The 17570-nt window shown below is 33.7% G+C and carries 18 protein-coding genes; 5 read left to right on the top strand and 13 right to left on the bottom strand.

Translation table 11 applies throughout. The features are described 5' to 3' along the window. Positions 1 to 75: 75 nt before the first annotated feature. Positions 76 to 1371 carry a M20/M25/M40 family metallo-hydrolase gene (locus tag AC1EUY_RS11080; RefSeq protein ID WP_480195603.1) on the top strand — a complete coding sequence of 432 codons (1296 nt, stop codon included), beginning with the start codon at positions 76 to 78 and terminating at the stop codon, positions 1369 to 1371. On the opposite strand, the gene AC1EUY_RS11085 is transcribed toward AC1EUY_RS11080, so the two are convergent. The 10 genes from AC1EUY_RS11085 to AC1EUY_RS11130 form a co-directional block, all read right to left on the bottom strand. After that, positions 1357 to 3366 carry an alpha-ketoacid dehydrogenase subunit alpha/beta gene (locus AC1EUY_RS11085; protein ID WP_480195623.1) on the bottom strand — a complete coding sequence of 670 codons (2010 nt, stop codon included), beginning with the start codon at positions 3364 to 3366 and terminating at the stop codon, positions 1357 to 1359. The two genes, AC1EUY_RS11080 and AC1EUY_RS11085, sit on opposite strands and share 15 nt — an antisense overlap. A gap of 73 nt (positions 3367 to 3439) precedes the next feature. Beyond that, positions 3440 to 4744, bottom strand: a complete 1305-nt coding sequence (locus AC1EUY_RS11090) for a dihydrolipoamide acetyltransferase family protein (protein ID WP_480195604.1) — start codon at positions 4742 to 4744, stop codon at positions 3440 to 3442. A 3-nt stretch (positions 4745 to 4747) separates the two neighbouring features. After that, on the bottom strand, positions 4748 to 5344 hold the full coding sequence (locus AC1EUY_RS11095; RefSeq protein WP_480195605.1) for an acyltransferase: 597 nt from the start codon (positions 5342 to 5344) through the stop codon (positions 4748 to 4750). A gap of 47 nt (positions 5345 to 5391) precedes the next feature. Beyond that, positions 5392 to 5964, bottom strand: a complete 573-nt coding sequence (locus AC1EUY_RS11100) for a TetR/AcrR family transcriptional regulator (protein WP_480195606.1) — start codon at positions 5962 to 5964, stop codon at positions 5392 to 5394. After that, on the bottom strand, positions 5964 to 6575 hold the full coding sequence (locus tag AC1EUY_RS11105; RefSeq protein ID WP_480195607.1) for a DUF4230 domain-containing protein: 612 nt from the start codon (positions 6573 to 6575) through the stop codon (positions 5964 to 5966). Before AC1EUY_RS11105 ends, AC1EUY_RS11100 begins: the two co-directional genes overlap by 1 nt. Positions 6576 to 6581: 6 nt before the next feature. Continuing rightward, entirely contained in the window at positions 6582 to 8009 is a 1428-nt protein-coding gene (gene pyk, locus AC1EUY_RS11110) for a pyruvate kinase (protein WP_480195608.1), read from the bottom strand. A gap of 2 nt (positions 8010 to 8011) precedes the next feature. Next, positions 8012 to 8473: an IPExxxVDY family protein gene (locus AC1EUY_RS11115; protein WP_480195609.1), complete on the bottom strand. Its 462-nt coding sequence runs from the start codon at positions 8471 to 8473 to the stop codon at positions 8012 to 8014. A gap of 80 nt (positions 8474 to 8553) precedes the next feature. Further along, positions 8554 to 9288: a ribonuclease III gene (gene rnc, locus AC1EUY_RS11120; RefSeq protein ID WP_480195610.1), complete on the bottom strand. Its 735-nt coding sequence runs from the start codon at positions 9286 to 9288 to the stop codon at positions 8554 to 8556. Positions 9289 to 9297: 9 nt separating this feature from the next. Continuing rightward, positions 9298 to 10551: a beta-ketoacyl-ACP synthase II gene (gene fabF, locus AC1EUY_RS11125; protein ID WP_480195611.1), complete on the bottom strand. Its 1254-nt coding sequence runs from the start codon at positions 10549 to 10551 to the stop codon at positions 9298 to 9300. Positions 10552 to 10638: 87 nt separating this feature from the next. Further along, a complete protein-coding gene (locus AC1EUY_RS11130; RefSeq protein WP_480195612.1) occupies positions 10639 to 10875 on the bottom strand; it encodes an acyl carrier protein in 237 nt (78 codons plus the stop codon). A gap of 179 nt (positions 10876 to 11054) precedes the next feature. Between AC1EUY_RS11130 and purN the strand changes: the two genes are divergently transcribed. After that, entirely contained in the window at positions 11055 to 11648 is a 594-nt protein-coding gene (gene purN, locus AC1EUY_RS11135) for a phosphoribosylglycinamide formyltransferase (RefSeq protein ID WP_480195613.1), read from the top strand. A 57-nt stretch (positions 11649 to 11705) separates the two neighbouring features. Further along, positions 11706 to 12344: a ribonuclease H1 domain-containing protein gene (locus AC1EUY_RS11140; protein ID WP_480195614.1), complete on the top strand. Its 639-nt coding sequence runs from the start codon at positions 11706 to 11708 to the stop codon at positions 12342 to 12344. Between the two features lies 1 nt (position 12345). Here the strand turns inward: AC1EUY_RS11140 and AC1EUY_RS11145 are convergent, their stop codons facing one another. Together AC1EUY_RS11145 and AC1EUY_RS11150 are read right to left on the bottom strand one after the other, a co-directional pair. Next, a complete protein-coding gene (locus AC1EUY_RS11145) occupies positions 12346 to 12993 on the bottom strand; it encodes a DUF4377 domain-containing protein (RefSeq protein WP_480195615.1) in 648 nt (215 codons plus the stop codon). 12 nt (positions 12994 to 13005) lie between these two features. Then, the gene (locus tag AC1EUY_RS11150) at positions 13006 to 14220 is read right to left on the bottom strand and encodes an aminotransferase class V-fold PLP-dependent enzyme (protein ID WP_480195624.1); all 1215 of its coding nucleotides are present in this window, start codon (positions 14218 to 14220) and stop codon (positions 13006 to 13008) included. 70 nt (positions 14221 to 14290) lie between these two features. Here AC1EUY_RS11150 and AC1EUY_RS11155 point away from each other — a divergent pair, with 70 nt between their 5' ends. After that, positions 14291 to 15613, top strand: a complete 1323-nt coding sequence (locus AC1EUY_RS11155) for a serine hydrolase domain-containing protein (RefSeq protein ID WP_480195616.1) — start codon at positions 14291 to 14293, stop codon at positions 15611 to 15613. Between the two features lie 4 nt (positions 15614 to 15617). Beyond that, positions 15618 to 16238, top strand: coding sequence for a hypothetical protein (locus AC1EUY_RS11160; protein ID WP_480195617.1), 621 nt, complete (start codon positions 15618 to 15620; stop codon positions 16236 to 16238). Between the two features lie 8 nt (positions 16239 to 16246). Here AC1EUY_RS11160 and sufD read toward each other — a convergent pair whose 3' ends face one another. Continuing rightward, the gene (gene sufD, locus AC1EUY_RS11165; RefSeq protein WP_480195618.1) at positions 16247 to 17569 is read right to left on the bottom strand and encodes a Fe-S cluster assembly protein SufD; all 1323 of its coding nucleotides are present in this window, start codon (positions 17567 to 17569) and stop codon (positions 16247 to 16249) included. Position 17570 lies beyond the last annotated feature (1 nt).

Genomic DNA, 17570 nt, shown 5'->3' on the forward strand with positions numbered 1-17570 from the left:
GAAATATACAAATTTAAGTGTAATCTATTTTAGGTTAGATTTTCTTAACTTTAAGAATTCTTAAATTAATAAATCATGAAACCCCCTTTTTTACTTAGCTTAATTGTAGTGATTTTTAGCTTTTCTATAAATGCTCAAAAAATATCAAGAACAGAAAAGAAGATTGCAAAATCGGTTGAAAAAAATAATCAACAAGCTATTAAATTTCTAAAGGATGTAGTCAATATTAATAGCGGTACTATGAATCACAAAGGCGTAAAAAAAGTTGGGATGATTTTTAAAGATGCTTTTGATGGAATTGGTTTTAAAACAAGTTGGATAGATATGCCAAAAGAAATGAATCGAGCTGGTCATTTTTTTGCTGAGTCTTCTGGCACTAAAGGAAAGAAAGTATTACTAATAGGGCATTTAGACACAGTTTTTGAGGAAGATAGTCCGTTTCAAGAGTTCAAGATGGTTAATGATAGTATTGCACATGCTCCTGGAGGAAATGATATGAAAGGAGGTAATGTTATTATTTTATATGCTCTTAAGGCATTACAAGAAAATGGACTTCTAAAAAATAGACAAGTAATAGTTGCACTTACAGGTGATGAAGAGAGTACTGGCAAGCCATTAAGTATTAGTAGAAAAGATTTGATCGATGCTGCTAAACGAAGTGATATTGCATTAGGTTTTGAAAATGCTACAGGGTTTAGTAACGCAACTATAGCCAGAAGAGGTTCCTCTGGATGGAAAATAAAAGTTACAGGCAAGCGAGCGCATTCGTCAAGTGTATTTAGTCATCGGGTAGGAGCAGGAGCCATTTTTGAAATGTCTCGAATTTTAAATGAATTTTATACAAAGGTTAAAGGCGAAGAATATTTAACCTTTAACCCAGGAGTACTGCTAGGAGGTACATTTGTGAATTTTGATGAAGCCAAAAGTAAAGGTGATGCTTTTGGTAAAAGCAATGTTGTAGCACAAACAGCAGTTGTTGATGGTGGATTACGTTTTATCTCTGAAGAGCAAAAAGAAAATGCACGAGAAAAGATGCGTGAAATTGTAGCTAATAATTTACCACAAACTTCTGCAGAAATATCGTTTATTGATAGTTATCCAGCAATGGGACCAACAGATGGAAATAAGAGATTATTAAAAATTTTAAGTGATGTCAGTGTTGATCTTGGTTATGGGAAAGTTGAAGGATATGATCCATCGAAACGAGGTGCAGCCGATGTTTCTTTTGTTGCTGAATATGTTGATTGCCTAGACGGATTAGGCACAATGGGCTCAAGAGCACATACACCTGAAGAAACAGTAAATTTAAATACTATTGAAGCTTTAACAAAGCGTGCAGCAATCTTAATTTATCGATTAATAAATCAATAATTTCTCTAGCTTAGTTCTTACTTTTTCGGTGGAAGGGATCATTGTTTCTTCTAACGTAGCATTTAGTGGAATTGCTGGCATATTTTCGCTACCAATAGTCATTACGGGTGCATCTAAAAATTTAAAACATTCTTCTTGAATTTTTCCTGCCAAAGCCAAAGCAAAACTATTATTTGAAGGTTCTTCGGTAATAACCAAACATTTACCAGTTTTTTTGACCGATTTCATAATGGTTTCTTCATCTAAAGGATATAAAGTTCTAAGATCAATTATTTCGACCGTATTTCGCATATCTCTTGTCGCATTATAAGCCCAATGAACGCCCATGCCATATGTAATAATAGAAGCTGTTTCTACTTCTTCTTGGGACCAAACTTCTTGTAATAACCAAGCTTTTCCTAAGGGTAGTATATAATCTTCACTTGGTTCTAAAGAGGTAGCGCCATTAGTTCCTTTCACTTTACTCCAATACAAGCCTTTGTGTTCTAAGATTACTACTGGATTTGGATCATAATAAGCGGCTTTTAGTAATCCTTTTAGATCAGCTCCATTACTAGGATATGCAATTTTAATTCCTCTAATATTGGTAAGCACACTCTCGACAGAAGATGAATGATAAGGTCCGCCACTACCATAGGCACCAATTGGCACACGAAGGATCATGCTTACGGGCCATTTACCATTAGAAAGATAACAGCTACGGCTTACTTCGGTAAATAATTGATTTAAACCTGGCCAAATATAATCAGCAAATTGTACTTCAACAATTGGTTTTAATCCAACGGCACTCATTCCTACGGTTGAGCCAACAATAAATGCTTCTTGAATTGGCGTATTAAAAACACGATCATCACCAAATTTTTGAGCTAACGTGGCGGCCTCACGAAATACACCCCCTAATCGTCCGCCCACGTCTTGGCCATATAACAAACACTCTTTATGCTTTTTCATTAACTCCTCAACAGCAAACAAAGCGCAATCAACCATAACAACTTTTTCTCCACTTTTTGGTGAGCGTTCACCTACTTCTTCAGTAATAGGCGTAGGAGCAAAATCATGTGTGAATAAATCTTCTGGTTTTGGGTCTTCAGCTTTTAATGCTTTTTCATAGTCTTCTTTCACGTTTGCTTTCGCGGAAGCTTCTATGTTTTCTAGTTCTACTAAAGAAACCCCGTTTTGGGTAAGTAATGCTTTTAATTTGGGGTACGGATCACGAGATCTAGCTTCATCGAGATCATCACGGTACCATTCCATGCGTACACCAGAAGTATGATGATTTAACAAAGGGACTTTGGCATGTACTAAAAAAGGGCGACGTTCTTTACGTATGGTTTCAATAACCGATTGTAAGGTGTTATAACTCTCTTCAAAGTCAGTTCCATCAATAGAGATGGCTTCTAAACCATGAAATCCTGCAGCATATTCTGCCGCGTTTTGAGCTCGAGTTTCTTCTTCATTTGCAGAAATATCCCATCCGTTATCTTGTATCAAATATAAAATAGGCATTTGTTTTAAAGCTGCCATTTGAAAAGCTTCAGCAATCTCGCCTTCGGTAACTGAAGCGTCGCCTAAAGAACAAACAGTAATTGGTAAATCATTAGATAGTTTAGCACTTTCTAAAATAGGGTTTTTTAATCCCTTTTTCTCTAAATACTGCATACCCATGGCAACACCTGTAGCAGGTATTGCTTGCATACCCGTTGCAGAAGATTGATGTGGTATTTTAGGTTTGTCAGCATCTTTTAAACTAGGATGAGAATAATAGGTGCGACCGCCAGAAAAAGGATCGTCTCGTTTGGCCAACACCTGTAACATTAAATCATACGGCTGCATTCCTATTGACAATAAAATGGAATCATCACGGTAATATGGAAATACATAATCTTGCGGAAGGAGTTGCATTCCTAAAGCAATCTGAATAGCTTCATGTCCTCTTGAAGTGGCATGTACATATTTTGAAACTACTTTAAAATTCTCTTCATATAATTCGGTCATCGCCTTAGCTGTGCAAATATGCGAGAAGGCTTGTTTTAATAGGGTTGTGCTAAGTGTCTTTACTTTCAAATTATTAAATTTTTCTTTCAACATCAAACTGTTCTAGATAATCTGCTACTCGTTTTACAAAACTTCCGCCAAGAAAACCATCTACTACCCTATGATCAAATGACAGTGATAAATACATCATACTTCTAATGGCAATTTCATCACCATTTGTTGTTTCAATTACTTCTGCTCTTTTCTTGATAATACCTAAGGCTAGAATAGCTACCTCTGGCTGGTTTATAATGGGAGTTCCCATTACACTACCAAAGGTTCCGACATTAGAAATAGTGAAGGTACTTCCTTTAATATCATCGCCACCTAACTTATTATCACGGGCTTTTGAAGCTAAATCATTAACTTCAGTAGCTAATTGTTTTAAACTTTTTTGATTAGCATTTTTTACTACTGGAACAATCAAATTACCGCTTGGTAATGCCGTTGCCATACCAATATTAATATTCTCTTTAACAATAATATTAGTACCATCAACAGATACATTAATCATCGGAAAATCGTGTACTGCCTTTGCTACGGCTTCAACAAATAAAGGTGTAAATGTTAGTCTTTCACCATACTTTTCTTGGAATGCTTTTTTATTTGCATTCCTCCAATGCACTAATTCTGTTAAGTCGGCTTCAACATAAGCAGTAACATGAGGAGATGTGTGTTTTGAATAGACCATTCGATCTGCAATGATCTGGCGCATGCGATCCATTTCTACAATTTTTCCAGTGCCTTTGTCTAAGTTAAGTTGCGGAATACGATAGGCTGTAGGGTCTTGTACAACGGGTTGTGCAAATTTAAATGGTCGCCCTCCACTTATATAATTAAACACATCACTTTTACGCAAACGACCGTCATTTCCAGTTGCAGGAATCCGAGCTAATTCCTCAAAACTAATATGATGTTCTTTTGCTATTGAAATGATTAAAGGCGAAAAAAATGTATTAGAATTTGAGTAAGAAGTCGTTTGAGATGTTTTTATTTTACTACCCAGTTTTTTCGCTTTATTAGATGCAGCTAATGCTAGATTCGAAGATTTTTCACTTTCGTTCGAAATGACATCCTGTTTTTTTGAAGTTTTCGATGCTTTAGCAACTTTTAATATGGCAATTACTTCTCCTACAGGAACTACATCTTTTGCTTGAAATAATGTTTTTACCAAAGTTCCTGAAATAGGAGCAGGTACTTCATTATCTACTTTATCGGTAGCAACTTCTAATAGCACATCACCTTCTTCAAAAGTTTCTCCTTCGTTCATCATCCAGTTAATGATGGTACCTTCAGTAATACTTTCACCCATTTTGGGCATTTTTAATTCTAGCTCCATATATTATTTCTTCATAAAATCGCGTAATGTAGCGTATGTATTTTCTTGAACAGCTCTATTTTTTGGCACTTCTCTTAAAGGTTCAATTTCTTTTAAGGTCTCATGACACGCTTTTGGTAGCTGTTGATACAGTTTGGTACCTTTTGTTTTCCAAGAGATCATATCGTCAGTTACTTGTTTAATCACCTTCGCGGGATTGCCAACAACCAAACTTCGTTTTGGTATGATTGTTTCAGCTTTCACAAAACTCATGGCTCCGATAATACTTTCATCACCAATTTCAGCATCATCCATAATAACAGCATTCATTCCGATAAGGCAATTTTTACCCAAATTAGCTCCATGAATAATAGCCCCATGTCCCACATGAGCACTTTCTTTTAGGGTAATAGATTTTCCAGGAAACATATGGACGGTACAGTTTTCTTGTACATTCACACCGTTTTCTAAGATTATTTGCCCCCAATCACCACGAATAGCAGCTCCAGGACCAATGTAACAATCTCTACCGATAATAACATTACCAGTAACAGCCGCTAGCGGATGTACAAAACTACTTTTATGCACAATAGGTATGTATCCTTGAAACGAATAAATCATAGACTAACAGTTGTTAGTTTGCGAAACAAAGTTAAGAAACAAATCTGTTATGAGTTCTTAATTCCTTCGATTAATATTTTTTTGAAATCTTCTGAAAGTTCTTTGGTGTTTAGGTCTTCTTTTTTGGGAATCCAGAGGTACAACGAGCGTAGGGTTGATAAAATGGAAAATAGCATAACTTCAATATTTAATGAAGTGAGCTCATTGTGTTCAATTCCTGTTTTTAAAATATTTCTGAAGTCATTTTCATAATTATTTCTTAACGAAAGATAATAGTCTAGCTGCTCCTCTAGATGCATCCAATCATTATTTAGAGAGGCCATTTTATTCGTATTTTGGGTAGTAATACTTATGTGCAAATCAACTACTAACTCGAGTTTTTTTATGGTTGTAATGTTTGCCTTTTTTATTTCATCCATACCATTGGTGAATTCTTCGGCTATTGAAATTATGATATTTGAAAGTAATTCTTGTTTGCTATTAATATGATTATATAAACTAGCTGCTTTTATTCCTAAAGTAGTGGCGATATCACGCATGGTAACAGCGCTATAGCCTTTTTCTTTGAAAAGTTTGGCAGCAATATTTAAAATTTCGTCTTTTCGATTTTCGAACTTCATTATAATTTTATTTTTTGAAAATCTTCAGAATTGTTTATCTCTTTTTCTTCATATTTGAGTTGCCAACCAAGAGAATTTGTTAAGATGTAGAATTTTGATAATTCACTTAGTAATCGAGTCTTCGCATTTGTTTTAATATTCGAAGCTTCAATTTTTTGTGAAAGCGATTTTTTTACACTCTCTTTAATTTGATTGTAATCTTTTGCTTCAAATGGATTGAAAAAACCAGACTGTACATCGTAATATTCGAAGTCTGGATTTATTTTTATTTCTTCTTTAGGAATAGAAGTGATCTGTAGAATTTTATTTTCGATATCTAAATTATAAGCAAGTTTACTGAGATCATAGGCTACCGTTACATCTGCATTTACAACCACTAATGCTTTTTTGTCGGATGTGAAAAAATCTCCGAAAACAGCTTTTGAATTTTTATAATTATAGATTTCACTGAAATGTCCTTCAGTAACGACTAATTTCCCTACGTTTTTTAGTTGTTGTTGAATGAGCAATGATTCTTCCTTAAGTATAGTGGTATCATTCTTTTTCTTAAGAAAAAATAGCGTAAAAAAGGTTAGAAAGCCAATTAGAATAATAGATAGAACCTTTTTCATTGTTATTTATTCTATTTTAGAAATACGGAGTGTATTCACCATTCCATGTGCTTGAACGGGCATTGAAGTTAGGTTAATAACAAAATCTCCTTCATTAGCATATCCTTTTTCTAATGCTATTTTATTAATATCTTCTACGGTATCATCTGTGCTAACAATTTTATCATAATACAAACCTTTTACACCCCAAAGAAGATTTAACATAGGCAATATTCTTCTATTATTAGAAAAGGCTAAGATATGTGTTTTGGGTCTCCAAGCCGAGATTTGAAAGGCTGTATAACCACTATTGGTAAGTGTAGAAATTACGGTTGCATCAATGTCATCAGCCATGGTAGCAGCTTGATGACAAATAGTTTTAGAAATAAAACGTTCGTTTACGCTTTGTATAAATGATTCTGGCTTAATGATAAGAGGAGAGTCTTCGACGCTTTCGATGATATCACGCATTTTTTGAATTACTTCTACAGGAAACTCACCTACCGAGGTTTCACCAGATAACATTACTGCGTCAGCGCCATCCATAATTGAATTTGCTACATCATTCACTTCTGCTCTGGTAGGTACTTGACTCGTAATCATTGTTTCCATCATTTGGGTAGCAATAATTACTGGTATGCGCGCTTTTTTTGCTTGAAGAACTAATTTCTTCTGAATCAAAGGCACTTTTTCCATATCAACCTCAACTCCTAAATCACCGCGCGCAACCATAAGCCCATCACAATGAGCCGTAATTTTTTTAATATTATCTATTGCTTCTGGCTTTTCTATTTTAGCAACGATAGGTATTTTATATTCTGAATGCTTGTCGATAAGATCTCGCAGCATTATAAGATCTTCAGTATTTCTTACAAATGATAAAGCAATCCAATCAACTTCTTGTTTTATAGCAAAGATTGCATCTTTTACATCTTTTTCGGTTAATGCAGGAAGTGAAATGGCAGTATTGGGTAGATTAACTCCTTTTTTAGATTTTAGTTTTCCCCCTCGAAGCACTTTCGTTTTTACATTTTTATTGCGATCGGTTTCTAATACCTCAAAGAGTAATTTGCCGTCATCTACCAAAATTTTTTCGCCTACTTTAACATCTTTAGGAAAATTTTGATAGGTCATGAATGCTTTCTCATGGGTTCCAATACATTCTTCGGTCGTAAAAGTAAAAATATCCTCTTTTTTAAGCTTTATTTTATCTTCCATTACGCCGACTCTTAATTTAGGTCCTTGTAAGTCAGCTAATATGGCTACGTTATAATTAAGACGCTTATTGATTTCACGTATTTCTTTTATTTTTTTGACTACGTTATTATGATCTGCATGAGAAAAATTAATTCTAAAAACATTCACTCCAACAGTCATCATTTCTTCAAGAACCTTGTAATCTTCTGTTGCAGGGCCAAGTGTAGCGACTATTTTAGTTTTTTTTCGATTTCGCATAATTAAAAAATTAAAAAATCTTTTGATTTTAAGGTTTGTGGATTAATTGAGTATGATGTGATAATACTTTTAATAGTATTAATTTTTGATACTATTTTTTCTGCTTTTTTAGTGTTGATTTCCCCTTCAATTTTTAAGAAATAATCAATTTGCTTTTTCTCTTTTATTAGTTTAGAGGTATGTTGTTGTTGGCTAAATAACTCACTAGTGTCTTCATACATATAGTTATACTTATTGGCTATTAAAGACCAGTTAATGAAGGTGCTTTTGCAATCAAAGGTATAAAGCGAATATTGAGCTTTATTACTAACACTAAAATCTAGATCTTCGAAATGCCTCTTCAAACAAATATCTAATATACTATTTAAAAAAAAAGCTAATCTAAAATCGTCTAAAGGCGTATGAATTCCGATAAGTTCATAATCATGAGTATCTTCATAATCTAATAAAACCACTTTAGACATTTATTCACTTTTATGCTAATTTACTATAGTTTTACTAAAAAAGGATAGAAATTCGACGAAATCGTTGTAGTCTTTAACTACTAAAAAGATACTGATTTTTGAAGTTTATAATATGCGCGTTTTGAAGCTATTTCTTCTGCTTTTTTCTTCGATGTTGCTCTTCCTTTCGATATGATATCTTTGTCTAAAGACAGTTTCACGCTGAAATGCTTAATAGAATCATTGCCTGTGTCTTCATACACTTCATAGTCTATTCTTCGCTTTTGTTTTTGCGACCATTCAATGAGTAAGCTCTTATAACTTGTAATTTTACCTTCTAAGCGTTCAATGTCGATATAAGGTTCTATAAGAACTCTGTAGATAAATCTTACAGCATATTTATATCCTTTATCAAGAAATATAGCACCTACTAGTGCTTCAAAAATATTTCCGTGAATATTATCGCCGAAATTTTTTGCAGGTACATTGCTAGAGACAAGGCGAATTAAACCTAAATCGCTTCCAATTTCATTAAGGTGCTCTCTACTAACTATTTTTGAACGCATTTGTGTTAAATACCCTTCTGTACCTAGCGGTATTTTTTTAAAAAGGTAATGCGCAATTACGGCTCCTAATATAGCATCACCTAAAAACTCTAATCGTTCGTAATTTATAGGTTTGCCACCTGAAGTTGATTTCTTAATTGAGCTGTGGGTAAAGGCCTTTTTATAGTAGCGAAGTTTATTAGGCTTAAAACCTACAATCTTTTGAATTTCAACAAAAAAAATCTCGTCTTCTTTAGAACGAGATTGTATTATTTTTTTGATAAAATTCATATATACAAATTACCCATCAATTTTTTTAAATAACACACAGGCATTATGACCACCAAAACCAAAAGTATTACTCATAGCGACTTTTATATCACGCTTTTGAGCTTTATTTAAGGTTAGATTAAGCGTTGGGTCAATATTCTCATCTACTGTTGTGTGATTTATAGTTGGTGGTACTATTCCGTGCTCCATCGCGAGGATAGAAGCAATAGATTCGATAGCACCAGCGGCCCCTAAAAGATGACCAGTCATTGATTTTGTAGAATTAATATTTATATTTTTTGCATGCTCTCCAAAAACTTCTCTAATTGCTTTTAATTCTGCAACATCTCCCAATGGAGTAGAAGTGCCATGTGTATTAATATGATCTACTTCTTCTGGAGTAATACCTGCATTCTCTAAACAATTACGCATAACGGCTATTACGCCAATTCCCTCAGGGTGTGGAGCAGTCATATGATACGCATCTGATGATAATCCGCCACCGATTACTTCTGCATAAATCTTAGCACCACGTGCTTTCGCGTATTCATATTCTTCAAGAACGATGGCTCCTGCACCTTCACCCAAAACGAAGCCGTCTCTAGTAGCATCAAAAGGTCTTGAAGCTGTTTCGGGGCTTTCGTTTCTAGTTGATAATGCATGCATCGCATTGAAACCACCCATACCAGCAATCGTTACTGCTGCTTCGCTACCGCCTGTAACAACAACATCACAATGCCCTAAGCGAATATAATTTAGAGCATCAATCATAGCATTTGCTGATGATGCACAAGCAGAAACAGTGGTATAGTTTGGTCCCATAAACCCATGTTTGATAGAGATATTACCCGGAGCAATATCAGCAATCATTTTAGGAATAAAGAAAGGATTAAATCTAGGAGTTCCGTCACCACTAGCAAAATTTAACACTTCGTCTTGAAAAGTTTCTAAACCGCCAATACCAGCACCCCAAATAACACCTACTCTGAGCTTGTTAATTTTATCGAGGCTTAAGTTGGCATCTTTTATAGCTTCATCAGACGAAACCATCGCATACTGTGTGAACTTATCCATTTTACGAGCCTCTTTTCTATCAAGGAAATCTGTCGCTGTAAAATTCTTTACTTCACAAGCAAATTGCGTTTTAAATTTTTCGGTATCGAAATAGGTAATTGGGGCAGCGCCACTTTTACCATTAACAAGGCTATCCCAATATTCTTGAATGTTATTTCCTATTGGAGTTAAGGCTCCAAGCCCAGTTACAACAACTCGTTTTAATGCCATGTTAATATTTAAGGATTGGTTTACTACTATAAAAACTACGAGCATATCACCGGAGTGATGCTCGTAGTGTACTAAGTTATCGTTTGATTACTTTTTAGCTTCTTCTATATAGCTTATTGCTTGACCAACAGTTCCAATATTTTCTGCTTGATCATCTGGAATTTGAATATCGAATTCTTTTTCGAACTCCATGATTAACTCCACAGTATCTAAAGAATCTGCGCCTAAATCGTTAGTAAAGTTTGCTTCTGTAGTTACTTCATTTTCGTCAACTCCTAATTTATCAACGATGATTGCCTTTACTCTTGATGCAATGTCTGACATAATTTTCTAATTTTTTAAATTTAAAATCGGGGCAAAAATATAAAACTTTGTTTTAATACAATCGTTTACCTCGAAAATATGAGGTCTAATTTATAAAAAAATGTTCACTTTTTTAGTTTAATTAAACTCCAATTGTTAATAATAATTCTTTTTTTTGTTGTGATAACACAAAGCGCTTTATGAAACGAATAATAATTTTTGCTTCTGGTTCTGGGTCAAATGCCGAGAACATCATAAGGTATTTTAAAAATAGTACAAGCGCTATTATTACCAAAGTGCTAACTAACAATGAACATGCCAAAGTTTTAGATAGATGTAAAGCTCTAAAAATCAAAACATTGATTTTTGATAAAAAAGCTTTTATGATTGAAGATACCATCTTGAATTTACTTCGCAAAGAAGCTGATTTTATAATCTTGGCTGGATTTTTATGGCGTATTCCTGAGAAAATAGTAGAGGCTTTTCCTAAGAAAATAATTAATATACATCCGGCGTTATTGCCAAAATACGGAGGTAAAGGTATGTACGGTATGCATGTACATAGAGCAGTAGTAGCAAATAAAGAAGTAGAAAGCGGTATTACAATTCACTATGTAAATGAAAATTATGATGAAGGCGCCATAATTTTTCAACAATCAGTCAAGCTGGAAGCACATGATACACCTAAGGATGTCGCGAATAAGATTCACGAATTAGAATATAAATATTTTCCGAAAGTAATTGAAGAAGTTATTCTAGAAGACGAAATACGAAATACAAAAGACAAAAGATGAGCACTATAAAATTAAAGTCTTTAGTCTCTAAGGTCTAAATTCTTTTATCTAAAGAATATGAGCAAAAAGAAAAAATACTACGTAGTTTGGAAAGGTCATAAAAAAGGAATTTTTACTTCTTGGGAAGCTTGTAAAAAACAAGTATCTGGTTTTGAGGACGCTCAATATAAATCATTTATAGATAAAACTGAAGCTGAAAAAGCTTTTAAGAAAAAATACAGTGATTTTAAAGGAAAGACTACAAAAAAGAAAGTGCTAACGAAAGCTGAAAAAGCTAAATATGGAGAGCCTATTTTAAAAAGTTTGTCTGTAGATGCAGCATGTAGTGGTAATCCGGGGATATTAGAATATAGGGGCGTATTAACAGATTCGAAAAAGCAAGTTTTTATTCAAGGCCCTTTTAAGAAAGGGACTAATAATATTGGAGAGTTTTTAGCGCTAGTGCATGGTATTTCATTGCTAAAAAGTAAAAAACTATATGACTACCCCATCTATTCTGATTCTAAAATCGCTATTTCTTGGTTGAAAAAGAAGCAATGCAGAACCAATATTGAGTTTACAAAAGAAAATAAAGCGTTAACCGACCTTATTAAAAGAGCAGAAAAGTGGTTACATGAGAATACTTATAATAATCCTATTTTAAAATGGGAAACCAAAGCTTGGGGTGAAATTCCTGCTGATTTTGGTAGAAAATAATTTAATTTTCAGCAGTTAAACAAGACAGTAATTCTTGATTGTTGGCATCCAAAATAATTAGCATATTATCTACTATTTTATATGATTTAGCATTTTTTAAACATTCAAAAAAAGCTTTTTCAATTTTCATGTTCGTACAATACATTTTGGTAGCCATTGTTAAGCCTATTGAGATTGTATTTTCTTTGACACTATAATCTGCATTGTAGTTATTACAACCTGCATTACCAGAGACTTTACCTTCAGTAAAACGCAAAGTTGGGTTTGTGGCGAGTGACTCCATGCCAATCATTTTTTTAACTTTCCAACTACCTGAAAGGGTTTGAGCGACCTCTTGTTTTTGTTTACTCGCTTCTTGATAGATCAATTTATCTAATGTATATTTTAATGAAGAACCATCCGCTGGCGGGTTTTCTACTTTGCTAATGTTTACATCTAACTTGTACGTAAATCCTTCTTTATAATCAAATCCTTCTATTTGGTCATAAAAAAGTGTCCACTCATCTTCTTTATTTTCCTTAATCTGCATACATTTTTGCTGACCTACTCCTTCGCAGTCAACTAGATTTGGTGCAACATAAATTGTTTTTTTGGTATCACAAGAAGTAATTAAGATAGCGAGTATAAATAAAGGGATGATTTTTGACATGATTTTAAAGTTTTAAGATAACATTGATTTTGCACGTTTTACCGCATCTACTAATTTAAGAATTTCTTCTTTAGTGTTATAGAAAGAAAAAGATGCACGAACTGTGCCAGGTATTTTATAATAGTCCATGATGGGTTGTGCACAGTGATGCCCCGTGCGAACTGCGATACCTAATTTATCAATAATGGTTCCGATATCATAAGGATGAATACCCTCAATATTAAAGGAAATGACTGCAGTTTTATTTTTTGCAGTTCCATATATTTTTAGACCGTCTATTTTTAGAAGTTCTTCTGTACCGAATTTTAGTAATTCATCTTCATAGGAAGCTATATTTTCAAATCCTAATGCATTCATATAGTCTAAAGCGACACTAAAGGCAATACCACCAGCAATATTGGGTGTTCCTGCTTCAAATTTATGAGGTAAGTCTGCATAGGTTGTCTTTTCAAAGGTTACTTCTTTGATCATTTCTCCTCCTCCTTGATAAGGCGGTAATTTATGTAACCATTCCTCTTTTCCGTACAATACACCCACACCCGTTGGTCCACACATTTTATGAGCTGAGACGGTATAAAAATCGACATTAAGTTTTTGCACATCGGCTTTTATATGAGGAGCCGCTTGAGCGCCATCAACTAATACAGCAGCTCCTACAGTATGTGCTCTTTCAATAATTTCTTCGATAGGATTTACAGTTCCTAAGGCATTCGAAACATGATTTACAAAAACTAATTTCGTTTTTTCTGAGAGTAATTCCGCGAAAGCAGGCATCTCTAATTCCCCATTATCATTCATCGGAATTACCTTTAAAATAGCGCCTGTTTTTTCACAGAGCATTTGCCATGGTACAATATTAGAATGATGCTCTAAAGCCGAAACTAGTATTTCGTCTCCTTTTTTAAGTATGGATGCAAAACCATGAGCAACTAAATTAATACTGTCTGTGGTACCCGAAGTAAAAATAATTTCATGACTATATTTTGCATTAAAATGTGTTTGAATTTTATGACGTGCAAGTTCATACGCATCGGTAGCTTCTTGACTTAAGGTGTGAACACCTCGGTGAATATTGGCATTGTAATTACTGTAATAATCAACGATAGCATCTATGACTATCTTAGGTGTTTGCGAAGTTGCAGCATTATCGAAATAAACCAATGGCTTACCATTTACTTCACGTTTTAAAATGGGAAAATCTTCTCGTACTTTTTGTATGTTGAACATAAATTTATTGTCTTCTACAAATTTACGAAACAAAGCATAAATATTTATATTTGTCTATACTTAAAAATACATGAAAAAAAGCATTAAAATTTTTGCGTTTTTGTTAGTCTTAGCGCTCGTTGTAGTTGTTTATACCCAATATCCACGATTAAATATTTTGGCGGGTTACTCTGCTAAAAATATGAATTCTTCGGTATTTCTTGCCGATAGAACAGTAGAATTTACAGATAATCATGACAATAATTTCCCACCTGTAAATTTGGCTACCGATAAGGTAAATAACAGGGATAGAACATCTACAGCATCGGTGTACGGATTGCTCACAAGAAAAGCAGTTTATAGAGATGGACTAGGTAGTGTTTTAGTACCTAAAGATTATGATAAAGAAATTCTGAAGATAGCCCCTAAACGAAATAAAGTAAAAAATAATTTGCCATTCCCTTATGGGGACTTACCTCAAAAGGATACGCTCTTTCAGAATATTAATCACCGTAGGTTAGATACTGCAATTTCTCAAGCTTTTCATAGTATAAATAAAACACGCGCCGTATTGGTAATCCATAAAGACCAAATCATTGCAGAAAAGTATGCTGAAGGTTTTGATAAGAATTCTAAAATTTTAGGTTGGTCTATGACAAAAAGTATTACAGGTACTATGTATGGTATTTTACAACAACAGGGAAAACTAACGGTAAATGATAAAGCGCCCATTGATTTATGGAAAAATGATGATAGAGCTACCATTACATTACATAACCTATTGCAGATGAATAGCGGTCTAGAATGGGTAGAAGACTATAACACAATCTCAGACGTTACCGAGATGCTTTTTTTAACGGAAGACATGGGAGGACTACAAGCCAAGAAAGAGTTTGTAGGTAAGCCTAATGAAACATGGAATTATTCCTCGGGAACCACTAATTTATTATCCAAAATATTACGATCCTATTACCCGACACATCAAGCTTATTTAAATGCCTGGTATAGTGAATTGATAGATAAAATAGGAATGCACTCTATGACGATTGAAGCTGATTTAGTAGGCACTTATGTAGGATCTTCGTATGGTTGGGCAACACCCAGAGATTGGGCTAAGTTTGGATTATTATACCTTCATAGAGGTAACTGGAACGGAGAGCAAATTTTCAACGAAAATTGGGTTGCATATGCTACAAGTCCTACCAATACCTCTGATGGTAGGTACGGGGCGCAGATTTGGTTAAATGCAGGAGGTTATTATCCTGATGCACCCAAAGAACTCTATTCGTTTAATGGCTATCAGGGGCAGCGTGTATTTGTTGTACCCTCAAAAGAACTAGTAATCGTCAGAATGGGTCTAAGTACGATGGATTTTAATGAGTTTTTGAAAAATATTTTAGCCTCGATTAATTAAAGTTATGAGAATTATAATAAGCTTTTTATTTTTAATTGTGGCTATTTCTTCTTGCTACGGTGAAAGAGAATTAAATGGTGTCTGGGTAGGAGGGTATTCTCAAATTGATTCCAAAGATCCTTCGGTACATTTCCCTTTAACAGAAGTATTAATGTTCAGAAATGGAAAGTATACCTCTAGAAATTTTTTCTTTGATAGAGAAGATAAAGATGGGAATTATAAACTTTTCTTTAGGAAATTCTATTTAGACTCAGTTAATGACTTTAATATTGAATCTATTAATGGTGATAGTTTAGTATTTACTGGATACGGACAAAAAGTATATTATAAACTACATGATTCTTTGAAATCCAATACATCAAAATTTAATTTAATCGGAAGCAAGTACATACTTGAAAATAAAAAATCGATTGATTCAATTCACTTTATTAACGATACTATGGCTACTATTAATGGTGTCAGGAAAATCTTTTGGAATCGTTCTAAAATAGAAGAATTTGATATTCTCTTCTTTGACTATTCTGTTCCAGGCGTATTGATTTCTGATTCAGAAAAAAAAGAATTAAAGTTAATTCAACGTTATAAAAATATAGTCTCGGTTACTAAGATGTCTGAAATTAAGTAAGACGTACGTTATAAATCAAACCCTAAATCCACTCCTAATTTTTTAGCAATTAACTTTGTGATGCGTGCTTTTAACTCAGGTATTTTAATTTTATCAAGGGCATCATTAGCGAAAGCATATAATAGTAATCCTTTGGCTTCTTTTTTAGGAATGCCGCGCGAACGCATATAGAATAATGATTCTTCGTCTAACTGACCAATAGTACAACCATGAGAACATTTTACATCATCAGCAAAAATTTCTAACTGCGGCTTTGAATTAATAGAAGCCCCATCATCCATTAGAATATTATTATTCTGTTGAAATGCGTTAATCTTTTGAGCAATCTTATCAACAATCACTTTTCCGTTAAAAACACCTGTAGATGTATCTGCATAAATACCTTTATACAATTCATTACTCTCACAATTAGGAAACTTATGATGTACCAATGTATGATTGTCAACATGTTGTTTATTTCCAATAATAGTAATTCCGTTAAGGTTAGAATTACAATGCTCACCTTCTTGGTAAAAATCTAAATTATTTCGAGTAAGATTACCTCCAAAACTGAATGTATTTACCGAAACAATGCTGTTTTTTTGTTGTTTAACGAATGTGCTATCAATTAATGATGCAGATTTATCATCATTCTGAATTTTATAGTAATCTATTATGGCGCGTTTATTCGCAAAGATTTCTGTAACAGAATTTGTCATGACAACATTACTACTTAAACTTTGGTGTCGTTCGATAATTTGCACATGCGAATTTTCGCCTACCATTATCAAATTTCGTGGTTGAAGCATGGCTTCTTTTTCACTACCAGTAGAAAAATGAACAACCTGAATAGGTTTAGGAACTATTGTGTTTTTAGGAATATGAATATAAGCACCCTCTTTAGAAAAAGCAGTGTTTAAGGAAGTTAAGCTTCCTTTATTTGAAGCAATGGTATTGAAATAATGATCAATAACCATCTTATATTTTGGTTGCTTCAATGCCGCAGATAACAAACAGATATCATAACCATCATGTGTGGTTTCAGACAAAAATGAACTGTAAACACCGTCGATAAAAACGATCTTATACGAATCAATTTCGTGTAAAAAATATTTTTTTACGTCGGCATAAGCTAGTGCAGTTTCACTTTTTGGAAATAAATTATAATCGTGTTTTAATATAGATTTTAATGAAGTGTATTTCCATTCTTCATCTTTTTTTGTAGGGAATCCGTTTTTTTCAAAATGCGTAAAAGCTTCAGAACGAATATCGTGAACCGTACTTTCTGTATCAGTACCTACTTTATTTTCAAAAGCTAAAAATGATGCTGCTAATTTTTCTTTTAGATCCATT

Source organism: Maritimimonas sp. 2210JD6-3, from assembly GCF_056591795.1.

Coding starts and splice junctions, on each gene's coding strand:
- AC1EUY_RS11080 (WP_480195603.1), top strand. CDS start 76: ATGAAACCCCCTTTTTTACTTAGCTTAATTGTAGTGATTTTTAGCTTT.
- sufD (WP_480195618.1), bottom strand. CDS start 17,569: ATGGATCTAAAAGAAAAATTAGCAGCATCATTTTTAGCTTTTGAAAAT.
- AC1EUY_RS11155 (WP_480195616.1), top strand. CDS start 14,291: ATGAAAAAAAGCATTAAAATTTTTGCGTTTTTGTTAGTCTTAGCGCTC.
- AC1EUY_RS11085 (WP_480195623.1), bottom strand. CDS start 3,366: ATGACCGAATTATATGAAGAGAATTTTAAAGTAGTTTCAAAATATGTA.
- AC1EUY_RS11150 (WP_480195624.1), bottom strand. CDS start 14,220: ATGTTCAACATACAAAAAGTACGAGAAGATTTTCCCATTTTAAAACGT.
- AC1EUY_RS11090 (WP_480195604.1), bottom strand. CDS start 4,744: ATGGAGCTAGAATTAAAAATGCCCAAAATGGGTGAAAGTATTACTGAA.
- fabF (WP_480195611.1), bottom strand. CDS start 10,551: ATGGCATTAAAACGAGTTGTTGTAACTGGGCTTGGAGCCTTAACTCCA.
- AC1EUY_RS11105 (WP_480195607.1), bottom strand. CDS start 6,575: ATGAAAAAGGTTCTATCTATTATTCTAATTGGCTTTCTAACCTTTTTT.
- AC1EUY_RS11095 (WP_480195605.1), bottom strand. CDS start 5,344: ATGATTTATTCGTTTCAAGGATACATACCTATTGTGCATAAAAGTAGT.
- AC1EUY_RS11100 (WP_480195606.1), bottom strand. CDS start 5,964: ATGAAGTTCGAAAATCGAAAAGACGAAATTTTAAATATTGCTGCCAAA.
- purN (WP_480195613.1), top strand. CDS start 11,055: ATGAAACGAATAATAATTTTTGCTTCTGGTTCTGGGTCAAATGCCGAG.
- pyk (WP_480195608.1), bottom strand. CDS start 8,009: ATGCGAAATCGAAAAAAAACTAAAATAGTCGCTACACTTGGCCCTGCA.
- AC1EUY_RS11115 (WP_480195609.1), bottom strand. CDS start 8,473: ATGTCTAAAGTGGTTTTATTAGATTATGAAGATACTCATGATTATGAA.
- AC1EUY_RS11140 (WP_480195614.1), top strand. CDS start 11,706: ATGAGCAAAAAGAAAAAATACTACGTAGTTTGGAAAGGTCATAAAAAA.
- AC1EUY_RS11130 (WP_480195612.1), bottom strand. CDS start 10,875: ATGTCAGACATTGCATCAAGAGTAAAGGCAATCATCGTTGATAAATTA.
- AC1EUY_RS11160 (WP_480195617.1), top strand. CDS start 15,618: ATGAGAATTATAATAAGCTTTTTATTTTTAATTGTGGCTATTTCTTCT.
- rnc (WP_480195610.1), bottom strand. CDS start 9,288: ATGAATTTTATCAAAAAAATAATACAATCTCGTTCTAAAGAAGACGAG.
- AC1EUY_RS11145 (WP_480195615.1), bottom strand. CDS start 12,993: ATGTCAAAAATCATCCCTTTATTTATACTCGCTATCTTAATTACTTCT.